General features: G+C 55.8%; 29 protein-coding genes, 1 pseudogene and 1 riboswitch. Of the genes and pseudogenes, 9 read left to right on the top strand and 21 right to left on the bottom strand.

All coding sequences use genetic code 11. The annotated features are described in order from the left end of the window. Nucleotides 1–171: 171 nt before the first annotated feature. Nucleotides 172–981 carry a DUF1206 domain-containing protein gene (locus AB6K10_RS10835; RefSeq protein ID WP_339118697.1) on the top strand — a complete coding sequence of 270 codons (810 nt, stop codon included), beginning with the start codon at nucleotides 172–174 and terminating at the stop codon, nucleotides 979–981. Between the two features lie 12 nt (nucleotides 982–993). Next, nucleotides 994–1,596: a VTT domain-containing protein gene (locus AB6K10_RS10830; RefSeq protein WP_339118696.1), complete on the top strand. Its 603-nt coding sequence runs from the start codon at nucleotides 994–996 to the stop codon at nucleotides 1,594–1,596. A gap of 54 nt (nucleotides 1,597–1,650) precedes the next feature. Here the strand turns inward: AB6K10_RS10830 and AB6K10_RS10825 are convergent, their stop codons facing one another. Both AB6K10_RS10825 and AB6K10_RS10820 read right to left on the bottom strand, forming a co-directional pair. Next, nucleotides 1,651–2,061 carry a DUF4019 domain-containing protein gene (locus AB6K10_RS10825; protein WP_253018910.1) on the bottom strand — a complete coding sequence of 137 codons (411 nt, stop codon included), beginning with the start codon at nucleotides 2,059–2,061 and terminating at the stop codon, nucleotides 1,651–1,653. 118 nt (nucleotides 2,062–2,179) lie between these two features. Next, entirely contained in the window at nucleotides 2,180–2,641 is a 462-nt protein-coding gene (locus AB6K10_RS10820) for a GNAT family N-acetyltransferase (protein ID WP_253018911.1), read from the bottom strand. Nucleotides 2,642–2,731: 90 nt separating this feature from the next. Here AB6K10_RS10820 and AB6K10_RS10815 point away from each other — a divergent pair, with 90 nt between their 5' ends. Continuing rightward, nucleotides 2,732–3,487 carry a class I SAM-dependent methyltransferase gene (locus AB6K10_RS10815; RefSeq protein ID WP_339118695.1) on the top strand — a complete coding sequence of 252 codons (756 nt, stop codon included), beginning with the start codon at nucleotides 2,732–2,734 and terminating at the stop codon, nucleotides 3,485–3,487. Here AB6K10_RS10815 and AB6K10_RS10810 read toward each other — a convergent pair. Both AB6K10_RS10810 and AB6K10_RS10805 read right to left on the bottom strand, forming a co-directional pair. Beyond that, complete coding sequence (locus AB6K10_RS10810; RefSeq protein WP_339118694.1) at nucleotides 3,484–3,954, bottom strand: DUF1456 family protein; 471 nt, start codon at nucleotides 3,952–3,954, stop codon at nucleotides 3,484–3,486. The two genes, AB6K10_RS10815 and AB6K10_RS10810, sit on opposite strands and share 4 nt — an antisense overlap. A gap of 9 nt (nucleotides 3,955–3,963) precedes the next feature. Next, nucleotides 3,964–4,386: a tetratricopeptide repeat protein gene (locus AB6K10_RS10805; protein ID WP_339118693.1), complete on the bottom strand. Its 423-nt coding sequence runs from the start codon at nucleotides 4,384–4,386 to the stop codon at nucleotides 3,964–3,966. 231 nt (nucleotides 4,387–4,617) lie between these two features. Here AB6K10_RS10805 and AB6K10_RS10800 point away from each other — a divergent pair, with 231 nt between their 5' ends. After that, nucleotides 4,618–5,817: a DEAD/DEAH box helicase gene (locus AB6K10_RS10800; RefSeq protein WP_339118692.1), complete on the top strand. Its 1,200-nt coding sequence runs from the start codon at nucleotides 4,618–4,620 to the stop codon at nucleotides 5,815–5,817. Nucleotides 5,818–5,866: 49 nt separating this feature from the next. On the opposite strand, the gene rho is transcribed toward AB6K10_RS10800, so the two are convergent. From rho to AB6K10_RS10785, 3 genes and pseudogenes are all read right to left on the bottom strand, one after another. Continuing rightward, nucleotides 5,867–6,823, bottom strand: a complete 957-nt coding sequence (rho, locus tag AB6K10_RS10795; RefSeq protein WP_339118691.1) for a transcription termination factor Rho — start codon at nucleotides 6,821–6,823, stop codon at nucleotides 5,867–5,869. 236 nt (nucleotides 6,824–7,059) lie between these two features. Further along, nucleotides 7,060–7,310 (bottom strand): annotated as a pseudogene (locus AB6K10_RS10790) (Txe/YoeB family addiction module toxin). Nucleotides 7,311–7,318: 8 nt separating this feature from the next. Then, a complete protein-coding gene (locus AB6K10_RS10785; protein WP_058092928.1) occupies nucleotides 7,319–7,561 on the bottom strand; it encodes a type II toxin-antitoxin system Phd/YefM family antitoxin in 243 nt (80 codons plus the stop codon). Between the two features lie 128 nt (nucleotides 7,562–7,689). Between AB6K10_RS10785 and AB6K10_RS10780 the strand changes: the two genes are divergently transcribed. Both AB6K10_RS10780 and AB6K10_RS10775 read left to right on the top strand, forming a co-directional pair. Next, nucleotides 7,690–7,974, top strand: coding sequence for a type II toxin-antitoxin system ParD family antitoxin (locus AB6K10_RS10780; RefSeq protein WP_339118690.1), 285 nt, complete (start codon nucleotides 7,690–7,692; stop codon nucleotides 7,972–7,974). A gap of 11 nt (nucleotides 7,975–7,985) precedes the next feature. Then, the gene (locus AB6K10_RS10775) at nucleotides 7,986–8,267 is read left to right on the top strand and encodes a type II toxin-antitoxin system RelE/ParE family toxin (protein WP_339119615.1); all 282 of its coding nucleotides are present in this window, start codon (nucleotides 7,986–7,988) and stop codon (nucleotides 8,265–8,267) included. A gap of 44 nt (nucleotides 8,268–8,311) precedes the next feature. On the opposite strand, the gene AB6K10_RS10770 is transcribed toward AB6K10_RS10775, so the two are convergent. The 8 genes from AB6K10_RS10770 to AB6K10_RS10735 all read right to left on the bottom strand — a co-directional run bounded on the left by AB6K10_RS10770 (nucleotide 8,312) and on the right by AB6K10_RS10735 (nucleotide 15,477). Then, nucleotides 8,312–9,250 (bottom strand): hypothetical protein, encoded by a 939-nt coding sequence (locus tag AB6K10_RS10770; RefSeq protein WP_339118689.1) that lies wholly within the window; start codon nucleotides 9,248–9,250, stop codon nucleotides 8,312–8,314. 79 nt (nucleotides 9,251–9,329) lie between these two features. After that, a complete protein-coding gene (locus tag AB6K10_RS10765; protein WP_339118688.1) occupies nucleotides 9,330–10,343 on the bottom strand; it encodes a nucleotidyltransferase in 1,014 nt (337 codons plus the stop codon). Then, nucleotides 10,331–10,960 carry a hypothetical protein gene (locus AB6K10_RS10760; RefSeq protein ID WP_339118687.1) on the bottom strand — a complete coding sequence of 210 codons (630 nt, stop codon included), beginning with the start codon at nucleotides 10,958–10,960 and terminating at the stop codon, nucleotides 10,331–10,333. Before AB6K10_RS10760 ends, AB6K10_RS10765 begins: the two co-directional genes overlap by 13 nt. 85 nt (nucleotides 10,961–11,045) lie before the next feature. Next, the gene (locus tag AB6K10_RS10755) at nucleotides 11,046–11,507 is read right to left on the bottom strand and encodes a hypothetical protein (protein WP_339118686.1); all 462 of its coding nucleotides are present in this window, start codon (nucleotides 11,505–11,507) and stop codon (nucleotides 11,046–11,048) included. Continuing rightward, a complete protein-coding gene (locus tag AB6K10_RS10750; RefSeq protein WP_339118685.1) occupies nucleotides 11,500–12,159 on the bottom strand; it encodes a hypothetical protein in 660 nt (219 codons plus the stop codon). The genes AB6K10_RS10755 and AB6K10_RS10750 overlap by 8 nt, the downstream gene beginning before the upstream one ends. 824 nt (nucleotides 12,160–12,983) lie before the next feature. Beyond that, a complete protein-coding gene (cobO, locus tag AB6K10_RS10745) occupies nucleotides 12,984–13,595 on the bottom strand; it encodes a cob(I)yrinic acid a,c-diamide adenosyltransferase (RefSeq protein ID WP_339118684.1) in 612 nt (203 codons plus the stop codon). Between the two features lie 19 nt (nucleotides 13,596–13,614). Then, nucleotides 13,615–14,055 carry a YtoQ family protein gene (locus tag AB6K10_RS10740; protein ID WP_339118683.1) on the bottom strand — a complete coding sequence of 147 codons (441 nt, stop codon included), beginning with the start codon at nucleotides 14,053–14,055 and terminating at the stop codon, nucleotides 13,615–13,617. Nucleotides 14,056–14,166: 111 nt separating this feature from the next. Then, nucleotides 14,167–15,477: a cobyrinate a,c-diamide synthase gene (locus AB6K10_RS10735; protein WP_339118682.1), complete on the bottom strand. Its 1,311-nt coding sequence runs from the start codon at nucleotides 15,475–15,477 to the stop codon at nucleotides 14,167–14,169. Nucleotides 15,478–15,620: 143 nt separating this feature from the next. Here AB6K10_RS10735 and AB6K10_RS10730 point away from each other — a divergent pair, with 143 nt between their 5' ends. Further along, nucleotides 15,621–16,511, top strand: a complete 891-nt coding sequence (locus tag AB6K10_RS10730; protein ID WP_339118681.1) for an NAD(P)-dependent oxidoreductase — start codon at nucleotides 15,621–15,623, stop codon at nucleotides 16,509–16,511. Nucleotides 16,512–16,514: 3 nt separating this feature from the next. Here AB6K10_RS10730 and AB6K10_RS10725 read toward each other — a convergent pair whose 3' ends face one another. The 6 genes from AB6K10_RS10725 to AB6K10_RS10700 form a co-directional block, all read right to left on the bottom strand. Further along, a complete protein-coding gene (locus tag AB6K10_RS10725; protein WP_339118680.1) occupies nucleotides 16,515–17,285 on the bottom strand; it encodes an ABC transporter ATP-binding protein in 771 nt (256 codons plus the stop codon). Beyond that, nucleotides 17,285–18,256 carry an iron ABC transporter permease gene (locus AB6K10_RS10720; RefSeq protein WP_339118679.1) on the bottom strand — a complete coding sequence of 324 codons (972 nt, stop codon included), beginning with the start codon at nucleotides 18,254–18,256 and terminating at the stop codon, nucleotides 17,285–17,287. The genes AB6K10_RS10725 and AB6K10_RS10720 overlap by 1 nt, the downstream gene beginning before the upstream one ends. Next, nucleotides 18,256–19,188, bottom strand: coding sequence for a cobalamin-binding protein (locus AB6K10_RS10715; protein WP_339118678.1), 933 nt, complete (start codon nucleotides 19,186–19,188; stop codon nucleotides 18,256–18,258). The genes AB6K10_RS10720 and AB6K10_RS10715 overlap by 1 nt, the downstream gene beginning before the upstream one ends. Next, nucleotides 19,169–20,980 (bottom strand): TonB-dependent receptor, encoded by a 1,812-nt coding sequence (locus AB6K10_RS10710; RefSeq protein WP_339118677.1) that lies wholly within the window; start codon nucleotides 20,978–20,980, stop codon nucleotides 19,169–19,171. The genes AB6K10_RS10715 and AB6K10_RS10710 overlap by 20 nt, the downstream gene beginning before the upstream one ends. A gap of 140 nt (nucleotides 20,981–21,120) precedes the next feature. Then, a riboswitch (cobalamin riboswitch) is annotated at nucleotides 21,121–21,356 on the bottom strand. A gap of 20 nt (nucleotides 21,357–21,376) precedes the next feature. Beyond that, nucleotides 21,377–21,820 carry a bifunctional adenosylcobinamide kinase/adenosylcobinamide-phosphate guanylyltransferase gene (locus AB6K10_RS10705; protein WP_253018925.1) on the bottom strand — a complete coding sequence of 148 codons (444 nt, stop codon included), beginning with the start codon at nucleotides 21,818–21,820 and terminating at the stop codon, nucleotides 21,377–21,379. Beyond that, nucleotides 21,772–22,425 carry a histidine phosphatase family protein gene (locus tag AB6K10_RS10700; protein ID WP_253018926.1) on the bottom strand — a complete coding sequence of 218 codons (654 nt, stop codon included), beginning with the start codon at nucleotides 22,423–22,425 and terminating at the stop codon, nucleotides 21,772–21,774. Before AB6K10_RS10700 ends, AB6K10_RS10705 begins: the two co-directional genes overlap by 49 nt. Before the next feature lie 140 nt (nucleotides 22,426–22,565). On the opposite strand from AB6K10_RS10700, the gene AB6K10_RS10695 reads away from it, so the two are divergent. Together AB6K10_RS10695 and tnpB are read left to right on the top strand one after the other, a co-directional pair. Beyond that, a complete protein-coding gene (locus tag AB6K10_RS10695; RefSeq protein ID WP_016915086.1) occupies nucleotides 22,566–22,853 on the top strand; it encodes a hypothetical protein in 288 nt (95 codons plus the stop codon). Then, nucleotides 22,850–23,194: an IS66 family insertion sequence element accessory protein TnpB gene (tnpB, locus tag AB6K10_RS10690; protein WP_044630870.1), complete on the top strand. Its 345-nt coding sequence runs from the start codon at nucleotides 22,850–22,852 to the stop codon at nucleotides 23,192–23,194. The genes AB6K10_RS10695 and tnpB overlap by 4 nt, the downstream gene beginning before the upstream one ends. The last annotated feature ends 20 nt before the right edge of the window (nucleotides 23,195–23,214 follow it).

Genomic DNA, 23,214 nt, shown 5'->3' with positions numbered 1-23,214 from the left:
CCTAGTCGGCTCAAGATAGTAGGCGCAAGACAAGCGCCATCGCCTTTGGCGCTGGTGGGAGTGAACATACCCTGCGAGCGGCCGCATAGTCTACGCTGGACAATACCCCGTCACACGCACAGTATGGGCCGCCGGAAGGATCGGCAGCGCCATTTACGTCAGGAGGACACCATGGCCAATCATACCCCGACACATCGGGACGCGGTGAAACTGTTCGCCCGCATGGGCTACGCTTCGCGGGGCGTGGTTTATTTACTGGTGGGCGGGCTGGCCGCGCTGGCCGCGCTAGGCCAAGGCGGCCAAACCGAAGGCAGTCGCGGCGCCCTTGAAAGCGTATTGACCGCCCCCTTCGGCAAAATAATGCTCGGCATCATTGCCCTTGGATTAGTCGGCTATGCCGTGTGGCGCACCTTACAAGCACTTCAAGACACCGACCGCCATGGCAATGGCCCCAAAGGCCTCACGATTCGCGGCGGGTTGCTGGTCAGTGCCGTCACTCACACGCTCCTGGCATATTTTGCGGCCAAGTTGATCGTTCGTTTGGGCGCGTCCGGTGGCTCTGGCAGCGGCTCTCAGGATGCCGTAAGCTGGCTGATGCAGCAGCCGCTGGGGCGCTGGTTGGTCGCGGCCGTGGGGGCTGCTCTGATTGGGGCGGGGGTTGCCCACGCCATCAAAGGTTGGAAGGCCAAATTCGATCGCCACTTCTCCATGCCCGCCCATGTACAGCGCTGGGCTTACCCCGTCTGTCGTTTTGGATTGGCGGTGCGTGGCTTGGTCTTTGCGATCGTGGGCAGCCTGTTTATCATAGCGGCCTATCAGTTCAACCCTAGCCAAGCAGGCGGCACGGCGGAAGCATTGAGCACGCTGAGACACCAAGCCTTCGGCCAGTGGCTGCTTGCGTTCGTCGCCATTGGATTATTCGCATTTGGTGTGTACAGCCTACTCACCGCCTTCTACCGCCGCATCAACCCTTCCCTATAGCGACGTCGATCCATGGCCTTCACCTCCACGCGAACCAAACAGTGGTTCGAGCGTATCAACGGCTCGAAAAACATGCTGTGGCTACTCGCCACGCTCTCCTTTCTGGAAACCATCATCCTACCGATTCCCATCGAGCTAGTGCTGATCCCACTCATGGCGGTGAACCGGCAGCGTATTTGGGCGATTGCCACCGCCACCACGCTGGGCTGTTTGGCGGCCTCCATCGTGGGCTATGGCGTGGGCATGGTGCTGTATCAGTCGGTGGGCACCTGGTTCATCGACTTCATGGGAATGGAGCAAAGCTATCAGGCGTTTCAAAGCTTCTTCGACCAGTACGGCTTCGCCGCCATTTTAGCGATTGGCATTCTACCCATCCCGTTTCAGGTGGCGATGATCACCGCTGGGCTTTCCGGCTACCCGATCGTGCTGTTCGCCTTGGCCGCCCTGATTGCCCGCGGGCTGCGCTACTATGGCCTAGCGTGGCTGGTGCACCGCTTTGGTCACCGAGTGGAAAGCATGTGGAGACACCACGCGCTGACAACCAGCTTGGTACTGGGTAGCGTGGTGCTGCTGTTAGTGCTGGGGATGCAGGCGCTGGCGGGATTGATCATGTAGAAAAAACACAATAGCCGCCAGCGTTGGCGGCTATTGATGGGCGCTCAAAGCACGTTACTGCACGTAATACCCACTCACCCGCCACGTGCCCTCTTCCAGATGTGGCGTAACGACTTCAACCACGCGCTGGTTGTTCGTGAACTGGGTTTGAAAAGCGAACTCTTTGTAGTCGTTGCGGGGGGCACCCGGCATCGAGGTGTACTGCGACATGCGGATGCGCCGCCGAGACTCCACGCTGCCTAGCTCGCTACGCGCCAGCGTTACTACCCGTTGCAGCATGGTAGGCGACAGCGGGGTTTTCAGCAGCGGCGACGACTTCTCCCACGCCTGTTCGTACTCACCTTGATCGATCGCTTCCAACCACGCCAGCGCGGCCGCTTCCGCCGCCTCGACGCTGGACGCCTGCGCATGAGTAGTCAACGCCAGCAGCAGAGCGGAGAGAAATAGAGCAAGGGGTTTTGGCATAGCAGCCTCTTATGGCAATCCAACAATTCGTGCGACTTAAGTAGTTATCGGAGCATCGCACCATTTCTTTAATCACATTACCCCTAAAGCGATAACCAAACTGTGAAAGAGTGCAAAATCACTCACTCAGCCGCAGCGTCATAAAACAGCTATTCGGATCTTGCTGATAATCGCCAAACGGCCCGCAGTACTCGAACCCGAACTTGGCGTATAACCGCCGGGCAGGCTCGAAAAAGGCCATCGACCCGGTTTCCAAGCTCAGCGTGTGATACCCCCGGGAGCGCGCTTGCTCCAATAAATGCGCCAAGAGCTGAGCGGCGACGCCCTGCTGGCGGGAGGCTGGCGCGGTGCGCATGGATTTCAGCTCCGCTTGGCCGTTGCCCAGCGACTTCAGCGCCGCACACCCTAACAGCACGCCGTCCCGGCGAGCGCAGTAGAAGGTAATCTCTGGCGCTTTGAGCGCCGTCACATCAAGGGCATGAATACTTTCAGGTGGCGATGTGGCGTGCATATCGGCCATATGCTCTTCAAGCAGCGTTATTACGTCTTGCTCTTCCAATGTCTCAACGCGTATTTGCATACGTGGCTCCCCTGCCTTCGCTTCTCAAACCCCAATCGCTCGTTTACTATGCGCCACCCAATGTATTTCAGCCCTCACCATTAGGCCACTATGTCCGTCAACGCACTCTACACCGACCTTTCTGGCTACTACGATTTGATGTGCGTCGACATCGACTACCAGGCCCAGAGCAACGCCATTCGCCGCCTGAATCAGATTTTTGGCAACGAAGGCAAACGCCATCTGGATGTCGCCTGCGGCACCGGCCCCCACGTACGTCATTTTCTGGATGCTGGCTTCACCAGCAGCGGCTTGGACATCAACCAGCCGATGCTGGATATCGCCGCCCAACGCTGCCCAGAGGCAAGCTTCTCACTACAAGACATGAGCCGCTTCGAGGTCGACGAACCGCTGGATCTCATCACCTGCTTTCTTTACTCCATCCACTACAACGATGGCCTGGAAAAGCTCGGCGACTGCATCGCCAGCGCTCACCGCGCCTTGAACGAGGGCGGCGTGTTCTGCTTCAACGTGGTGGATAAACAGCGGATCGATAACGAGCTGTTCGTAAAGCACACGGCCCAGCAGGCGGAGGAGTCTTTCACTTTCCGCTCGGGATGGCACTACAGCGGTCAAGGGGAGCGGCAGTCGCTGCGGCTAAGCATCGAAAAGACCACGGCGGAGACAACGCAGGTGTGGCACGACGAGCACCCCATGGTGGCCGTCAGTTTTAGCGAGCTTATCGCCCTGCTGGAGCCTACCTTCGAGGTGCACGTGTTCGAGCATGATTACCAGACCATCACGCCCTGGGATAACGTCTCGGGCAATGCGATCTTCGTGTGTGTGAAACGCGAGCGCCTCGCTTAACCGTTATCGTTGGGGCGAAGCTGCCGCTGTACGCCCATCAAGAAATTACGCAGCATTTGGTCTTTGCACTCGCGATAATTCTTGTGACTCGGCTTGCGGAAAAACGCACTGAGTTCGTGAGGGCTGAGCGGCAGGCCCACCTGATCGAACACTTCTAAAATATCCTCTGCCTTGATGTTCAGCGCGATGCGCAGTTTCTGAAACACCATATTGTTGTTCAACTGCGCTTCCGGGGCAGGCTGCGGGCCTTCACGCTTTCCCCGTTTGAAGCTGATGAAACCGTTCAAAAACGACGCCAGCTCTTTGTTCTTCATGGTCACGAAGGCGTCGTCTTCATCTTTTTTCAGCCACGCCGTCACCTGCTCCTGGGTCACACTCACGTCCGCCAGGGCGAAGATCTTGACGATGGTGTTGTCTTTCAAATCGAAGGTGTAGCGAATACGGCGAAAAATATCGTTATTGGTCAAAATGGGGTCCTAGGCGTGGGTTAGCGTGGCCAGCAGTTCATCGATTTCTGCTTTCAGCTCGTTATCTTCGATCGTTTGGGCGCTGGCCTGGGCCTGCTGCAAGAGTTCAATGGCCGCCTGGGTGTCGCCCAGCTCCACGTGCAGCGACGCCATGGCAAACCCAATCGAAGCAATGTGGTCATTCGACTGCTTCGCCACCGCTTTATCCAGCGCTTTTTGGTAGATGGGCAGCGCGTCTTCTAGCTCTTCGGTGAAGTCAGCCAGGGTTTCCCACTGCTCCGGGTGGTCTTTCTCGGTGTTCTCGTGCTCGGTGCAGATCGCCTGCAGCTCGGCATAAAGCGCTTCAAAAGTGGCGCGGTCATCTTTGGCAGCGGCCTTCATCAGCTTTTCGGCGAGTTCGTACACCGCCTTGTAAATTTTGGTGTTAATCATGGACCACTACCCCTATTGCTCAGAAACAGATGACGCAAAACAGACTCATAACAAACCCGGCAAGCGTGAGCTTCTGGGTGAATGGAGGGATTATACCTTGTGGGGATAGGGGTACGGTGGAAAGGTTGGATGGAAATAAACGCGTATTCGAGCAACGAACGGTTGATTTTACGCTATGCTGCACCACTTTTTATTTTCGACACCCCTTACGACACTCTGTCAGAGCTTCTCATGCCCTTTGCAAAACTAGGCTTATCCAGCCCGCTCGTTCAAGCGATTACCGAACTCGGTTACAAAACGCCAACGCCCATCCAAGAACAAGCGATTCCTGCCATTCTGTCGGGCAAAGACTTAATCGCCACCGCACAAACCGGCACGGGCAAAACCGCGGCCTTTGTGCTGCCGCTGCTGGAACAGTTCAGCAAAGCCGCAGAGCCGCTGCGCGGTAAACGCATCCGTGCGCTGATCCTTGTGCCCACTCGCGAGCTGGCGGTTCAGGTGGAAGCCAGCGTGGCGCAATACGCCAAGCATACCCAGCTCACCTCGATGGCCGCGTATGGCGGCGTGGATACCGCGCCGCAAAAAGAGCGCTTGATCGAAGGGGTGGATATTCTGGTCGCCACACCGGGCAGGCTGCTGGATTTGGCGCATCAGCGCGCGCTGCACTTTGATGAACTACAAGTCATGGTGCTGGACGAAGCGGACAGAATGGTCGATATGGGCTTTGTCGATGATATCCACAAAATCATCGTGCGCCTGCCGGAGAACCGACAGAACCTGCTGTTCACGGCCACCATGACCAACGACGTGCGCGCCATCGCCCACGCGTTTTCAGACAGCAAAATGACCGACATGGCGGCGAACATCTCCATTACGCCTAACGTGCGCGCCGCCGCCACCATCAAACAGTGGCTGATCACGGTCGACAAAGACACCAAGTCCGCCCTGTTGAGCCACTTGATCAACGAGCAAACGTGGGATCAGGCACTGATTTTTGTCGAGAAAAAGCACAGCGCGGCCAAGCTAGTGGCTCAGCTGGAAAAGCGCGGTATTCAAGCGGATTCCATCCATGGCGGCAGAAGCCAAGCCATGCGTGAAAAAGTGTTGGATCAGTTCAAATCGGGCGAACTGAAGTACCTAGTAGCTACGGGCGTCGCCGCGCGGGGGTTGGATATTGGGGAACTGAGCCGTGTGGTGAATTACGATTTACCCTTCCAGCCAGAAGAGTACATCCACCGCATTGGCCGCACCGGCCGAGCAGGTGCCTCCGGTGAAGCTATCTCGCTGGTCGATATCAGCGACTTTAAAAACCTGTGTGCGATTGAAAGGCGCTTGAAAAACACGATTGAGCGCAAAGAAGTGGAAGACTTCCCGGTCAAAAAAGCCGTGCCCGCGTCTAACTTGAACCACGTTAAAAAAAGCAGCCGTTAAGCGTTCACCAAGAAGCTCATCTTTAAAAATACAAGGGTGAGCTTCACCTCTACTCAGCGGAGGAAAAAGCCTCCAACAGCTCGGCATTCGTGGGGTATTTCTCCAACAGCGCAAGCAGCTTCTGCGCGCCTTCTGTGGGCTTAAGCGGTGTTAACGCTCTGCGCAGTGTCCTTACTTTTTCAATATCTTTCCCATCAATTAACAGCTCTTCTCGGCGGGTACTGCTTTTGGCAATATCAATCGCCGGGAAAATCCGTTGATTCGCCAGGTCCCGTGATAGCACCAGCTCCATATTGCCCGTGCCCTTAAACTCCTCAAAAATCACCTGATCCATACGGCTTCCCGTATCCACCAGCACGGTGGCCAGAATGGTGAGCGAACCGCCGTTTTCGATTTTTCGCGCCGCGCCAAACAGTTTGCGCGGTATTTCCATCGCCCGGGCATCCAACCCACCCGACATCGTGCGCCCACTGCCCCGCTGCTCGGCGTTATGAACCCGCGAAAGCCTGGTGAGTGAATCGATCACGATCATCACATCGTGCCCCTCGCCTGCCTGCTGTCGCGCTTTATCTAGCAATTGATCGGCCATCCGCACATGGTTCGCGTAGCTTTCATCGGACGATGAGGCATGCACTTCAGCCGACACGCTGCGCTTAAAGTCGGTCACTTCTTCCGGGCGCTCATCAATCAGCAAGGCGTACAGCTTTATATCCGGGTAAGCCTCTGCCACCGCTTGGCAGATATGCTTTAACAGCGTCGTTTTGCCAGAACCGGGCGGTGCCACAAACAACCCCCGCTGCCCCATTCCGATGGGCGTGATCAAATCCATCGCCCGCACGGTGTGGGGCTGATCACTCGGTGCTAAATAGAGGCGTGGGGAGGGATGAATGGCGGTGCCGTTGAGGAAGCGTGTTATGGGGTCGTTGGTGGTTGGTTCTTCGACTTCGTTGGTGGGTTTGGGCTGTGGTGGTCTTTTCGTTTTGAGGCTTAGAGTTTTGCGGGTCATAGGTTGGGGCCGTCTTGTCAAAGTTGGGATTCGTGGTTGGCCGTGTTCGCGGTTACCTGACGGCGGATGTAAAACTAGGCATGGTATTCATCGACCTCTATGACAGTACGTAGCGTCTTTTCGGGCTGCTGAATATCTACCGATGCTAGGGCGATACGAATGGCATGGGCGCGCCTGAACTGCCGGCTAAAAGGGCACAGCGGTAGACACACTGATGCACTGTTGTTGGTTATGCATTATTCGTAGTGGCTCCAGAGCCGCAGAACTTTCACAACCCGTTCCTCTTCCAGTACTTGGTAAACCAGACGATGCTGAATATTGATGCGGCGTGGATAGGCCCCCGTGAGATCCCAATGAGTTTCTCGAACGGAGGCGGCTTGCGGTAAGGGTCCTCTGTGATCAGCGCCAACAATTCCTGGGCTTTTGGTTTGAGGCCACTGGAGGCCAGTTTCTTTGCATCTTTCTGGGCTTGCTTGGTATAAACCAACTTTCATGTCACCAGTCCAGCTCCTCATCGCACTCATCCACGGGGGTATCCATCCCCTCACGAATAGACTCCCGCATACCCGGCACGGAGAGCAGGTAAAGTGTTTCCTGAATGGCAGACCAGTCTTCCTCGGAAACCAGAACGGCTTTGTTCCGCTTACCCATGATGACGATGGGTTGGTGGGACTCGGCGGTCTCGTCGATCAACCGATATAAGTTGCTGCGCGCCTCAGTGGCTGTGATTCCGGTCACGACGCACCTTTTGTGTATACAGCTTTTCACCGAGTGTATGTCTTTGAGTACGTACGTCAAGGCGTACTCCTTGTACAGCGCTGCAAGCAGCGGCGCGGCTTTATCGCGCCGACCTGCCTTGCCTTGTTATGGGGCCTTGCCATGATATACCAATATCTGGTAGAGGGTCTTCCATGGCTAGAAATACCAGCATTACACTCGGCCCCCACTTTGACGAGTTTATAGCCACTCGGGTTGAAAAGGGCCGCTATGGCTCGGTGAGCGAGGTGGTATGTGCCGGACTGCGTCTGCTTGAAGAAACGGAAAGTAAGCTTGAACGGCTCCAACGCCTCCTGGATGTAGGCGAGCAGAGTGGAATAGCAGAGTATTCCCTTGAAAGCGTTATTACAGAACTTGACAACGAAGCTCACTGATGCATCCATAACTGCTCACGGCCTCTGCCCGAAAAGACGTTGTCGATATAGGCCGCTTCACCACCAAAAAGTGGGGAAAGCGCCAACGCGATACATACCTCAGGCAGCTTGACGATGCTTTCAAGCTACTTGCTCGCCAACCTGATATTGGCCGCGATGCGGATGACATAAAGCCAGGATACAAAAAGTTCAGTCAGGCTAGTCATGTTATCTTTTACAGAGCCGGTACGGAATCCAGGATCGTTGCCATCCGAATTCTCCACAACAGTATGGATGTTGAGCAGCACCTTTAACGCTTCAATAAGGGTCGCCTTAGGCGTCACTCTTGATTTATTTGTTAAACATCAGTTGCACCTAAGTGCAAAATCTCACCTATGAGCAGATAGGTGTTCAAGAAAAGAGCCTTTGCTTCCTCAGCTGTAACATCGTTATGAACTCCACTTGAAACACGATCATATAGGTTGGCAAGATTCTGTCTGAATCTCTTTCTTCTCGTATTACTTTCTATTTTTTGATGGATATATACGTTTATTCGATTTTGGTGTCTATTTGCAGCTAAAGAAAGCTGATTGCCACCGATTTCATATGTCTCGTCAGAAGGCGGAAGAATAGCATCTGAAAATGAATCAATAACTCTTCTGCATGTTGTCAGCGCTTGACTTATAGCCTCTTCATCACCTTCGGCTAAACGGCTCATGACAGATGGAATTTGCTCAAGAACATCACCGCACTTTTCCGAGATTAAGGTATCAACGTCACGTTTGTATCTCTCAAATATAGATTCTGAAAGGCTATCAAATTGTTTCTCGTAATAAATTTCGCTAACAAATGTATGCAGGTGAGCAAGGACTCTGCTTTTTATACCACTTAAACGAGAAATATAGTTGGTCGATGAAGTCATCTGATCAGTAACATTTTTTGTTGATACAAAAGCCATATCACCAGCAATATCAGGTACTCGAAGAGTTGACAACTTGATACGTTCAGCTTCTAGAGCTGCTTCTTGTTGGGCTAGTGGCCCCCAGTATCCACGTTGTTTCTCCCTATCGATCCATCTACCAGTTATCCCCATATAACGAAGAGAGACTTCATTTGAGGAGTTATAACCCTTCATTTCAAGCATTAACCAATAGCGGATCTCTTCTGAGCCAACCCACCGCGCGAGCCTTGATGCTTTTAATATTAAACTTTCAGCACTTGTCCTGCTTAACTCGACATCATCAAGAAGCTCTTTAGCAAGTTCAAGGATATGTTCTGATCTACTTTGTTCTTCCACGGAACTTCCTTCTGATGTTTAACGCCGCATACAACGGCTTGTCCGCTGCTTTGTTAGCCATGATGAGTGCTCGTGCGCATTAATATTCCACCCTAGCTTCAGCCAGACGGCGGAAAGAACGCTGATTCTCACGCAAAACATCATTTGCTAGCTGCTCGAGTTCACGCGTCAATTGGTTTAGACCCGACAAAGTCGCATGACCTTCACAAAATACTTTCCTGTGGCCATCCGGCACCTCAATAGATTGGCGAAGCCCGTGGTCCGACTGTAGCTTTTTGCAGAAATCAAGAGAGGATGACAAGATTATTAGCTCACTTCCTTTAGGATAAGAAAGGCTTGCATCAGGCATATTAAAGGCAATAGAAACTATATCGTAGCTTGAAAGATCAATATTTTCTGAGTCGTACTTCAGTGACTTCATAAGACGACTAGCCTTGCGCATTCCACCTTGTGTATTTTTATCTTTATGTTCGATCCAGGCATTGTGCAAGAAAGGCGTGTTTGCCAAACTATTGGGGACAGATTTATCTAGTATTTGAACCCCTCGATAGATCTCATTACCGGATTCCGCGTATTTGTTAGTGTGGTACCAATTTGATGGGACAACATCGACTTTCCTAGTGAGTGATCCGCCCTCGATTGATATTGATTTACTTCCGGACTTATCAACCCTAGCCTGGGGGAAAGCTGCTTCCAAGGCCAGTTCAGCCTCATTTCGGAGGTCAAGCAAATCTTTTAGCGGGTCCCCCTTATAAGGATTTTTTGGAGTTTGTGGATTCTGTACGGTATAAAACTTTTCGATAATCACCAAAAGGTCTATGTCACTCTTGGCCTTGATGTGTGTGTCGTTCGTCACAGATCCTTGGTATTTATACTCGCAACTATCGGTTAATCTATTCTCTAGTTGACTTCTGACTCTCTCGGCCTGTTTATAAGTGTTGTTTGTATACTCTGGATCTATGGGTTGCATTGATCCGACAACATACTTTACAGACTCAGACTGGGAGATATTTCGATATGCCTCGTTAAATAACTTAGCTTCGGTTATACTGTCGTCAGTCCGACGAAGATTAAGTTTATCTAACCTCGACATGTTTCCTGCTCCCTTTCTAGCTTCATAGTCCCAACAGTAGTTCGATGCCGATCGGTATAATAGGAACCAGAAGCAGACTCTGCACCCTCTGAAAACAGCAGTTCCGCTGATCCAGAATGATTGCTCAGATCCAATTCGTCTGCGTTCGGCTTATTGTTGTATTGATAGAGCAACCTATATCCAACACCAGCTTCATGATAGATGCTTGCTGATATGCTCTTTGACTCAGACTGGCTGGTCTTAAGATGGATTAGAATTTTTGACCAAGACTGCGTGATCGACACCGTTGCATTCCAGTCGAAATTTACTGGCTCACCGTTTTTTAGGTTAGTGCGCCCTGTGCAAGCCCATTTTCCGTTCAAGTCAGGAACTAGCAAAAGCTTTCGCAGCCAAGTGATTTTCCATAAGAACTTGTCAAATAGAAAGTAAAGCCCTGCAAACAATCCGAATACCGGCACTCCGACTACTGGGGCCGAACTCCAACCAGTGCTAACTTCCAGCAATGAAACTAGATACTCAGCCAATCCCTTAACTATAGGCGCAGTCACGATTGCAATGAGTGCTAACAGGAAAAGGACTTTTTCCTTAGGGTGTCTATCAATCGAGTAGTCGTGCATTCGTTCTCCTTCTGGCTAACGCCCGGCTCACGCGACGATTTGGAGCCGCGAAGCGGCGGAAAATCGGTCGCTGTGCAGCCGATTGTTAGGACTTTCCTTTCTTACGATTAAACAACGCATTTAATTTCATCAAGTCGTATGTGTTTTTTATCAGGCTGTAAACGTTGATCAACCCCAATACGGACAGCCACAGAGACAAAATTGCTATTGACTTACTAGAAGTATTCATCACCAATATCAACGACACGACCAGAAGGACGTAAACACCGATAGAAAACAAGAATGAGCGCGCATAAACTGCAAATGCCTCTTTTTCATGTAACCACTGCACGAAAGGAGAGTCAGATTTAGAATAAAAAGTCCAAAAAAGTCCCAGGGAAGCCGCCAACAAAACTACCGCAAAGTTACTCGCGATATCCTTGGATGATGAATGGACAAATCTTATTACTTCAGAAAAGTCAAAGACAGAGAGCGTCAAAATAACTATAACCGTTGACGCAATAATCTCAACGATATAAGCCCAGAAGACGAGTAACTTTTTACTCATCCATTTCGCCTTTCGGGTGAAGCTTATCAATTTCATTTATGATTGCGGATAAAGCCGCTTGAGCTTCTTTTGTCTTAGCAGTAGTGTGCATTCCTCGCACAAAATCCCGCACTTGCTTTATTGAGCCCCTGGCCGAGACCGAACCCGAGCGGACCGTCTCTTCTACGTCGTTCCGAATGCCAGTGAAATGAACATCTCCCTTCTTATAGCCCTGTTCTGCAAGGTAAGCAGACGCATATGGTCGTGCGTCTTCAGATTTAGACAGCCCATTCGGACTCTTCATATCTTGCGTATATTCACGAACACCGCTGTTTGCTAAGTCGTCATACAACGACTTGGTGTAACGTGTCAGTTCAGGATTTGGTATCCGTAAAGTGACCCTCATTCGCGTAAGCTTATCAAATGACTTGAAGAGGCCGATGATTCCATGCTTTTCGGGTACAGGCTCTAGCTCGAAAGAAGAAGTAAAACCAATAGATAACGCCGTTTCCGATATTATCCGCTCAAAAAAATCTTTCCAAGCTGTCTGGCTCAACTCACCCGTATGTTCAACCGCCACCAAATGTCTGGATAAATCAAAGAAAACCGTCGCCGCAGAGGCCAAGGGAGGGGTCGCGGCTGATTTTCCTGCCGACAGGCCTTCTTCAGTCACAATGAGACCATCCTTGCTAATGGTGCTCCGAGCCAAAATCAGTGAGCACAAAGCACGTCCATGAATTAATGGATAACAATGAAACTCTCTGGCGCTCCAAAGAAACTCAGCTGTCCGTGTCTCCTGAGTTTGGTCACGCTTCGAATCGCACGATTCTTCGAGAACTTGTTTTATCTCGTCGTCGGATCTTATTCTCGAGCTGTCAGCGTCCTCCAGAAACAAATCCTCGAAATCGACGACATTCAATCTATAGAGGTCAAAATTAAACCTTCGTGACAAAACCGTTCTCCGTTATCTAAATGCGTTCAGCCCTAATAGTGATTATACGCCCTTCCACATAATACTATTGAACACGCTAGCATGATTATTGGTATTATATCGTCACTCAAACAGGCATAAGCCACTGTTTCTCATAGACTATGTCTGACACATGGCAGCATATCCAAAATTCGCGTGCCTGCTGCTTTTTACGGTTCAATCATACTCTATTGATAAATTTGGCTTAGGTCACGCAGATTTTTGGGGAAATTGCGCTACAGCATAAGAGGTGGGTGATTTGGTAATTGCTGAACTTGAGATGGGCGGTTAGTCGTGGCTTGGGGGATGGGCGGCTGAACGCCGCCTTCGCGGGTGCCTTCTTCGCTCGTTGCTCTCGCTCAGTCGTTACGCCGCGCTACGAGATTGGGCTATGTGGCTTGATCGTCGCGAGCTGAAGCTCCTTCCCACAAATTCAGGCCACCACCAGTCATAAACATAGGCATAGCGCAGGGTAACGGGGCCGTACCAACCATTCACTATTCACGACTTACGCTGCTCTCTCCCTCTTAAAGCTCAATCCCCTTCTGGGCTTTAATGCCTTGATCTTTGAAGGCGTGTTTGACCACTTTCATTTCGGTGACGGTGTCGGAGAGGTCGATGAGTTGTTGGGGGGCGTAGCGGCCGGTGACGATGGTGTGTTGCATTTCGGGGCGGGCTTGTAGGTCGTCGAGGACTTGGTCTAGGTCGAGGTACTCGTAGCGTAGGGCGATGTTGAGTTCGTCGAGCAGTACCATGTGGTAGCTGTCGTCTTGGAGCATGCGCTTGGCTTGTTCCCAGGCGGCGTTGGCGGCGGCGACGTCGCGTTCGCGGTCTTGGGTGTCCCAGGTGTAGCCTTCGCCCATTACGTGGTAGTCCACGTTGGGCAGGTTGCGGAAGAAGGCTTCTTCGCCGGTGCTGAACGCGCCCTTGATGAACTGCACCACGCCAACCTTCATGCCGTGGCCAAGGGCGCGGGCGAGCATGCCAAAACCGGAGCTGCTTTTGCCTTTGCCGGGGCCGGTGAGTACCAGCAAGATGCCCTGCTCTTTATCGGCGCGGGCAATGCGCTCGTTCATGATTTTTTGCTTGGCCGCCATGCGCTGGGCATGGCGTTCTAGGGTTTTGGCATTTTCGCGCATGGGGTCTCCTAGGGGTTTCTTACGCTTTCAGCAAGTAGCGCAGGGTTTCCACGACCTGATCGGTGGTGGTGCACCAAGCTTGTGCTTGGGCGTCGACTTCTTTCAGCGGGTGAACGATCTCTTCGCTGTGCAGCGTGATGTAGGGCTTGGCCAGTGCCGCGCAGTAGCCTGCGTCAAAGGCGGCGTTCCACTGTTTGTACTTGTCGCCAAAGCGCACCACCACTAAATCCGCCTGTTCGATCATCGTGCGGGTGCGGATGGCGTTCACTTTGGAAGACTGGTGGTCGCGCCAGAAGCCGTTCTCCGGTTTGCCCAGGTGGTCGCCTGCGGCATCAGAGGCGTCGTGGTCGGTCACCGGGGCGGTGAAGACGATATCCAGGCCTGCCGCTTCTGCGCCGCGCTGGATCTCTTCACGCCAGTCAGTGTGAATCTCGCCGGAAAGGTAGACGTAAAAGCTCATGGTAGCTCCTTTAGGGTTGGGGAGTGTCTCGCCGCTCTATGATAGCCCACTGCTGCTTTATGGAAAAACCTTCCATATTTTTCGGCTAATAGCTGCGCGCTCCCCTGCCCGTTACTCCGCTAGGTGAATTGGTTGGCCGGTGAAGATATCCGCCACCAATTTAGGCGCTGAAGGGAAATAGCCATGGAAGTAGCTGGCCACCAACGCGCCATCACAATAAATCGGTTCAGCTTCGCTACCGGCTAGTTTGCGTGTGCGGGCCAGCGGCTGCATGGAGGTTTCCAGCAGCGAGTGGTGGTAGGTGTGGCCGCGCAGTTCGCCGCGTTGGGTGTGCAGGCTTTGTAGGCCTAGCGCTGTCAGCTTACCGGCCATTTTGGCGGTGCCGGGCAGCAGCCCTAACATGGCGTGACCGCTACCTTCGCCATCGACTAATTGCTCGACACAGCTCATTAACCCGCCGCACTCGGCCAGTATCGGTTTGCCTGCCCGGTGGTGAGCGCTGATCGCCTCGCGCATGGGCTGGTTGGCGCTGAAGCGGGCGGCGTGAAGTTCTGGGTAGCCGCCGGGCAGCCAGAGCGCGTCGCATTCGGGCAGTGCTGCGTCGTTGAGCGGTGAGAAGAAGTGCAGCGTCGCGCCCATATCTTCTAATACATCGAGATTCGCGCGGTAGATAAATGCAAAGGCGTCGTCTTTGGCGATGGCGATACGCACGCCGCGCAAATAGTCCGGTGCAGGCGTGGGGGCGTCAGCGCTTAGCGTTACCTCTTTGGGCAAGCGGCCTAGCCCTGCCTCTTCTAACACCTTGGCGGCGGCGTCTAGCTGGGCATCCAGGCCGCTCAGCTCGCTGGCTTGCACTAGGCCCAAGTGGCGGTCGGGGATTTTCATGGCGTCATGACGGGGAATCGCGCCCAACAGCGCAATGCCTTCCGGCATGCTCTCATTCAACAGCTTGCCGTGGCCGGGGCTGCCGATGCGGTTGGCGATCACTTCGTGAATGGCGAGATCGGGGTGGTAGTTGGCCAAGCCCTGCGCTACCGCGCCAAAGGTTTGCGCCATGCCCCAAGCATCGATCACCGGCAGCGCGGGGATGCCCGCCAGAATGGCTAAGTCCGCGCTGGAGGGCGAGCCATCAAATAGCCCCATAGAGCCTTCCACCAAAATCACGTCGGCTTCTTGGGCGGCTTTGGCTAAGCGCCAGCGGCACTCGTGCTCGCCGGTCATCCAGGGGTGCAGTTGATACACCGGCTGGCCGGAAGCGACCTCTTGCACCATGGGATCTAGGTAGTCGGGGCCGTGTTTGAATACCCGCACGGTGCGCCCGGCGTTGCGGTGCAGCCGCGCCAGCGCCGCCGTCACCATAGATTTTCCCTGGCCCGAACCGGGGGCGCTGATGAGCGCTGCGTGTGCTTTTCCCTGGAACATAACGATCCTGTTTATCGGTTAATGGTGATTCCATGTCCATGCATTAACGGCTGAGTGTCGGCGGGTCGAACCTTTCTTTGCTAAGGTGAAGGTCTTCGTTTGATTCTATGTTCCGCTCTGTTTCACTCACCGGAGTTTTCCGCATGCGTATTCTGTTTACTGGCGGCAGCGGCAAGGCTGGCCGCCATGCCACTGCTTTTCTTCGCGATCAAGGTCATCGCGTCACCAATCTGGATTGGGCAGTATCCGACGTGCCCGGCATCACGACCCTAAAAACCGACCTGACCGATGCAGGCCAAGTGTTCAATGCGTGCCAGGCCTACGCAGGGTTCGACGAGCTTGAACCGGGCACCGGCGTGCCGCGTTACGATGCCATTGTTCATTTCGCTGCCATTCCGGCCATCCTGCATCGGCCGGATAATGAGACCTACCGCATCAATACGCTGAGCACCTACAACGTGCTGGATGCCGCCACCAAGCTGGGCATTCCTAAGGTAATCTTCGCTTCCAGCGAGACGACCTATGGCATTTGTTTTGCCGATGGCGAGAAGAAACCGGACTACCTCCCCATCGATGAAGAGCACCCCACCGTGCCTCAAGATAGTTACGCGATGAGCAAGGTGGTCAACGAGGTGACCGCACGCTCCTTCCAGGCGCGTTCGGGCATCGACATCTACGGCCTGCGCATCAACAACGTTATCGAGCCCCACGAGTACCGTCAGAATTTTCCGGCCTACATGGATGACCCTGCCCTACGTCGCCGCAATATTTTCGCCTACATAGATGCCCGCGACCTGGGCCAGATGGTCGATTGCTGCCTGAAAACGGACGGCCTGGGCTACCAAGTGTTCAACGTCGCTAACGACGATCTCTCGGTTGGCCTAACCAACGCCGAGGTGATTGAGCGCTTCTACGCTGGCGTGCCCATCAAGCGCGACATGGGCGAATTCGAGACGTTCTACAGCAACGAAAAGGCCCGCCGACTGGTCGGTTTCGCCCCCCGCCATACGTGGCGGGAAGAGCTAGATCACTAAGCGTTACCCTTTTAGCGGCACAAACACCGGCGCGCCCTCCACCTCGACCACCGCGAGCTTTTGGCGGTAGAGGCTTTCTAAAGCACGGGGCACCAGCATGGTGTCCCGTGGGCCCCAGCAGGCTTCGCCGCTGGGGTAGAGCAACAGAATGTGGTCGCACCAGCGGGCGGCTAAATTCAAATCGTGCAGGCACATCATCACCGCGCTGCCCTGGGCGGCCTGCTCGGCCATTAGCGCCATTACTGCGCTTTGGTGGTGTAAATCCAGGTGGTTGGTGGGTTCGTCCGCCAGCCAAATATTGGGCGCTTGGGTAAGCACCGTCGCCATGGCTACCCGCTGGCGTTCACCGCCGGAAAGCGTGCTGACCAAGCGGTGGCGAAGATGCGCCACATCCAGCGCTTCCAGGGCGGCCTCGGCGCGGGAGTAGTCGTCGGCACCTTCCATCTGCCACAGGGAAAGGTACGGATGGCGGCCAATCAGCGCGGTCTCCAGCACCGTGGCGGGAAAGCCGTCTAGCCGCTCTTGAAACACCAGCCCTAGCTGCTGCGCCACTTGCCGCCTGCGCAGCTGGCTAAGCGGCGTGTTGCCTATCAGCACCTGACCAGAACGGGGGGCATTCAGCCCCGCCAGCGTATGCAGCAGCGTGGTTTTGCCCGCCCCGTTGGGGCCAAGCACGCCCCACACCTGCCCTGGCTCGATGGTGAGGTTCAACGCCGTGCCTGCGCTGCGCCCCGGCACGTTGATGATCAGGTCTTGAGTCGCCAAGCGGGTCATCAGCGGCTCCGGTAGAGCAAAAAGAGGAAGGTGGGCACGCCCAGCAGCGCGGTAATCACGCCCACGGGGAGCTGTTCAGGGGCAATCATCGTTCGCGCTAAGGTGTCGGCCAGTACCAGCAGCGTGCCGCCTGCCAGGGCGCAGGCGGGTAAAATCAGCCGCTGGTCGTTGCCTAACAGCAGGCGCAGCATGTGGGGCACTACCAGCCCCACAAACCCAATGCTGCCTGCGGTGGTCACGGCGGCGGCGGTTAAGAGGCTGGCGGCAATGTAGATGCCCCACTCCAGCGGGCGAACATCTACGCCCAGGGCGGCCGCTTGCTGCGGGCCTCGGGCCAATACGTTGAGGCTGCGCCCCAGGGGTATCAGCAGTACGCAGGTGGCCATCAACAGCAGCAAAGGCGGCCACGGCGCGCGAGCGTAAGATAAATCCCCCATCAGCCAGTAGAGCATTCCCGGCAGCCGCTCAGCGGGGCTTAGCGCGAGCATCAGGGTAATCACCGCGCCCCACCCTGCGGCCACGACCACGCCCGTCAGCAACAGCCGGGAAGGCGTCCAGCCGCCGCTGCCGTGGGCTAAGCCAAAGACTAAAAACGTGGAGAGCAGCGCGCCTATAAATGCCGAGCCGGACATCAGCACGCCGCCCACGCCTGCCAGCATGGCCGCCAGCGCACCGATGGATGCCCCGCCGGAAAGCCCCAGCACGTAGGGGTCCGCCAGCGGGTTGCGCAGAAGTACCTGCATTAAAGCTCCGGCCACCGCCAGCAGCCCGCCCACCGCAAAGGCGGAAAGCGCCCGTGGCAGGCGAAGCTCTATCACCATGGTGCGCGCCAGCGCATCGCCCTGGCCCTGCACCACCGCCCAGAGCTGCGCTGCCGAAAGCTGCGCGCTGCCCACTGCCAGAGAAAACAGCATGGCGGCCAAGGCAATCAGCGCCAGCAGGCCAAGGGGTTGCCACAGGCGCGCCACCATCAAGAGGCCCCGCGCTTTTGGCGGGTTTGTTCAAGCTTTTCACACAGAATCTGCGCGCCTTCCAACAGGCGCGGAGTGGGCCGCTGAATTAAAGAAGGCGGCACGAAATAGAGGTTATCGCCCGTTACGGCGGCAAGATTGGGGTACTGCTCCCAGTGGGTGAGCCAGTCGCGGTTCTCCTCCCCCATACCACCGGCAATGATGGCCTCGGGGTTGGCCGCCAGTACGGCTTCATCGTCTAAACGCGGTACTAAGCGGTGCTGCTCGCCAAACACGTTTTCGCCGCCGCACAGCTGCACCACTTGGCCAATCAGGTGTTTATCACTGACGCCCATCAGCGGCTCATCCCACACCTGATAAAACGTAGGTACCGGGTCGCGGTCGCTATAGCGGGCGGTGAGTGCCGCCATGCCTTCCCTGAAAGCATTCGCCGCCTGCCGCCCGACCGGTTCGGTACCGGCCAAGCGAGCTAAGCGTTCGATGGTGTGGGCGACGTCTTCCACGCTGCGCGGCTCGATGTAGAACACCGGCATGCCCAGCGCTTCGAGGGTTTCCATCTGCTCGGCGGGGTTACCGGTGACCCAGCCGATGACTAAATCCGGGGCAAGCCCGACCAGGGCCTCTAAATCAACCCGCGTATGGCTGCCTACTGAAGCCACTGCCTTGGCTTCCGGCGGGTAGTCGCTGTAACTCACCACGGCCACCACCTGATCCCCAGCGCCCGCAGCGTAGGTGAGTTCCGTCGCACCGGGTGAAAGCGTGGCAATGCGGTTGGCCGAGGCGTGCAGGCACACTTCCCGGCCCTGGTCGTCTACCGCGCAGCGGCTGGGGTTGTCTGCCTGAAGAGGGTTGGCAATCCCGCTGCCTAGCCATAGTAAAGCGGCGCCCAAGGCGCCGCCGATTTGCTGCTGTTTATTGGCCAAAGTGAACACTCAAGAATCCTGCCCGGCCTGCGTTGATGTAGTCAGCGCCGTCAAACGAGCGCGTGGTGACGTAGTCTTGGTCTAGCACGTTCTCTAACGTTACCCGAGCGCTCCACAGCGGCGCAAACTGCCAACCTGCACGCAGGTTCACCAAACCATACCCGCTCAGACGATCTTCGTTGGCGGCATCGCGGTAGCGATGGTTTTGCGCGACCCAAGAGCCACCCACGGACCACTCCCCCAGCTCGCGGTCTACGTCTAGGCGCAGGCTTTGCGAGGCGCGGTTTTGCAGGCGTTTGCCGGTCAGACGGTTTTCAGGGTCGGTGTAGGTCAGCGCGGCAGCCAGCGTCCACTCATTCACTTCGACGCCGGTACTCAGCTCCGCACCGCGAATACGGGTTTCCGGTACGTTGAACTGCAGCCCCTGGCCCGCAATCAGATTGTCGATATCGGTTTGGTAAAGCGCCGCATCCCAGAACCAGCGGGCATACTGGCCGCGCACACCGACTTCAACCGACTCGGAGGTTTCAGACGCCAAGTCCGGGTTACCAAAGCCTGGGTAGTAAAGCTGGTTGTAAGTCGGCGCGTTGAACGCAGTGCCATAGTTAGCGCGCAGGGTATGGTGGCCATCCACGTCGTAGCCTACGCCAACGCTGCCCGTCACTTCTTCGCCGTAGGACTCGTTGTCGTCAAAACGAAGGCTGCCTTGTAGCGTGAAGGGAGAGAAGTCCAACAGGGCTTGAGTGAAAACGGCAGCGTTGCTGCGACTGGTTTCATCGTAGGCGGTGGTGCTGTCTACGCGGTCTTCACTGTACTCGGCCCCGGCGACGACTTCGTGGGCACCCACGGTCACGGTATTTTCCCAACGCGCCGTGCGTATCTTGGTATTGAACACGGAATCGCCGTAATCTGCGAAATTATCGCTTTCATCCCGAGCTTCGCTGAGCGTTAACCGACTGCGCCAGTTGTCGGCCAGCGGCAGCTCGCCGTACACGCCTGCGACCTGCTGGACAAAATCGTTTTCGCCACCGTCGTACTCGTTATGCCCACGGGCACGCAGCGCCAACACGCCTGCTTCGGCACCGTTATCGAACGTGTGCGACACGCGCGCCAGCGCGGAGGTGTTGTCGTAGCCTTTGTCGTCGCCATCACGGCGCACTGGCTGACCGTCGGTATTGAAATGGCTGCCAGAAAAACTATAGCGGGTGCCGCCCTCTTTCCCACTGATGCCGGCACTCAGCCGCTGGGTATTGAACGAGCCGCCCCCCGCCGAGATGCTCGGCTGCGGGCCTTCCTCTTCGCCCTGCGGGGTGAACAACTGAATCACGCCGCCTATGGCATCGGCCCCGTACAGGCTGCCCCGAGGGCCACGAACGATTTCCGCGCGTTCAAACATGCGCGGTTCGAGGGATTGCCAAGCGGCACCGCCGCTGGTGGCTGAATTCAGGCGAATGCCGTCGATCAGCAATACGTTCTGAGCGCTGCCCGTACCGCGAATGAAGACGCTGCTGTTCTTACCAAAGCTGCCGTTACTGGAAACGTCCACGCCCGGCTGGCCGCGCAGCAGGTCGGTGATACTCACGGGGTCTTGGCGGCGCAGCGTGGCCTCGTCGATCACCGTGACCGAAGAGAGGCTATCGTTGGCGGTGCGCGGGGCTAGCGCGGCCGTCACCACGACAGGATTCAACGTGTCGGAGGCGTTCGTCGCGGTATGAGACGCGGTTTGCGCCTGAACGGCCATGGGCAATGCTGCCAAGGCGAAGGCCGCCAGAGAGGCGGAGGAGTGAAAACGATTGAACATGATGGGTCCCTTGCTCGCTGTGCTCACCCGCACAGCGTGTTTTTAGTGACCGGGCAGGGGCACACAAGGGAAACCCGTGGCTGAGCGCCACGTAACTTCTCCCTGCACATGCCCTCCGCATGCCGGTAATCCGTGGCTTTTCTAAGCCATCACTCTTAGGCCGGTCTCCGGGCTGACGAGCGAAAGGGGCCGCTTCACGTAAGCGTCGTACCTTTCCGAACGACCACCTTCCCATGCATAAGCACAGTGGCGTCTCTAGCCGTTCTTATCTCGATCACCGTTGCGGGGGCAGCGTTGGATTCACGAAAAACGTTCACCAACTTCCCGTTTAACTGATGGCGTTAGTGCCACCAGCACCTGAGAGTGCGCGTAAACTAGCAACTTGTTAGGGGTTGGTCAATTTGCCGCCTCGCCTTTCAGCGCCCGCACCAGGCCGTGGCGCACGTACCACACGTGCTCGGCGTGGGCGGCAGCGTCTTGGGTGAACCAGCCGCTCAAATCACGCAGGCGGCGCTGTTCGCGGGCTACGGGCACCAGACCGCGCCCCAATTCGTTGGCGATGATCACCAGCGTCACATGATCCGCGGCCGCGGCTAACGACAGCCGCTGTAAATCTTCTCTCCACTGGGCGCGCCATTCGTCGCTGCTAAAGTCGGAATCCAGCGCGGCGGTGAGCCACTCGAAGAGGCCATGAAGCACCAGCGGCGTGTTGGGCAACATGACGTGAGAGACTTCGTGAAGGCGCTGACCGGGGGCTAACCGCCACCACACCGCGCCGGGAAAGCGTTGTTTTACAGCGTCGCGCTTACCTGCGCTGGCACCGCCGATGAACAGTTGCATTGCCATTCTCCTTTTCCATCCTCACCTGCTTGAAACGCGAGCTGCCAGCGCCGTCCTTGGGCTTGATGAACGATCCCCTCCCAAAAATCGAGAGTTTCAAAGCGGCGGCGTAGCTCACGAATGACGCCGCCGTGAGTGACCACCAACACTTTTTGATAACCGTGTTGTTGGGTGTGTGTCGCTACATCGTCGAGCCACGCATTCAGCCGTTCACGCAGTTGACCAGAGGACTCCCCGCCCGGAATTTGCAGCTCTCCGGCGCTATCTATCCAGGCGCGATAGTGCGGCAATTCTTTTAATTCATCGTAAACCTTGCCTTCGTACTCGCCAAAGTCGAGCTCCCGCAGGCGTGGCTCCACATACACGGGAATGCCCGGTTTAGCCGCCTGCGACCAAGCCAGGGTTTCCTGGCAGCGGCCTAGGTCGCTGGCATAAATGGCGTCGAAACGTTCGTCGGCCAGGGCCGCGCGCAGCGCTAGAAGCCCCTCCTCCGCGTCGGGAAACAGTAGCGGAATGTCCCGCTGTCCCTGGTAACGGCGCTCTAGATTCCAGGCGGTGATACCGTGACGAACTGCCACCAGCTCCACATTAAGATCAGTAGCCAAAGCTCTCCTCCTTCGATGGTGGCACCGACCATATCCCCGTTGATGCCGTTAAATAGTAAGCGTTCATTCCACGACGTTCTGCCACCCTGCTGAAAATCGCCCTACAGTAACCTCACACTTTCCAACACGAGGTTACCCCCATGAGAAAGCACCGCACACCCGAACAGTGGCAGGCTCTGGTCAATCAGCAGCGTGACAGTGGTCTGTCAGCTTCGAAGTTCTGCAAACAAGAGAACATCGGCTACGCCAGTTTCTGTAACTGGCGCAAGCGCCTGTCCGATCAGGCGGCCGGTGACTCAGCGGATTCCGGCGAAGCCGGTTTTCTGGACCTGTCCTCTCTGATGGGTGCGGCGCAGTCCGGCCCAGGCTGGAACATTGTGCTGAGCCTGGGCAACGGCGTCGAACTGCGGCTGAGCCAGAACGGATGATCGGGCTCGATAGCCAGGCGCGCATCTGGCTGTGCACCGAGCCCACCGACATGCGCAAATCGTTCCGGGGCCTGAGCGCCCTGGTTCGGAATCAATTGAAGCACGACCCCCTCAGCGGTCAGTATTTTGTCTTCGTCAATCGCCGTAAGACCCAGATGAAGATGCTCTACTTTACCGCCACCGGTTACTGTCTGTGGGCCAAGCGCCTGGAGCAGGGCCAGTTCCGGGTGCCGTTATCCGCCTCCGGTCAGCGAACCCTGACCCTGACGGATTTGCAGCTGCTGATTGACGGCATTGAGGTGCAGAAATACCGCCAGTTCAAGCGTTTTCGAGGGGTATAGAAGACAGAGTTCCGGTATAA

The organism is Halomonas sp. BMC6 (assembly GCF_964204995.1).
In the GTDB taxonomy this organism is placed as follows: domain Bacteria; phylum Pseudomonadota; class Gammaproteobacteria; order Pseudomonadales; family Halomonadaceae; genus Vreelandella.
Note: the sequence above shows the minus strand (reverse complement) of the source record. Positions and strands in the feature narration are given on the sequence as shown.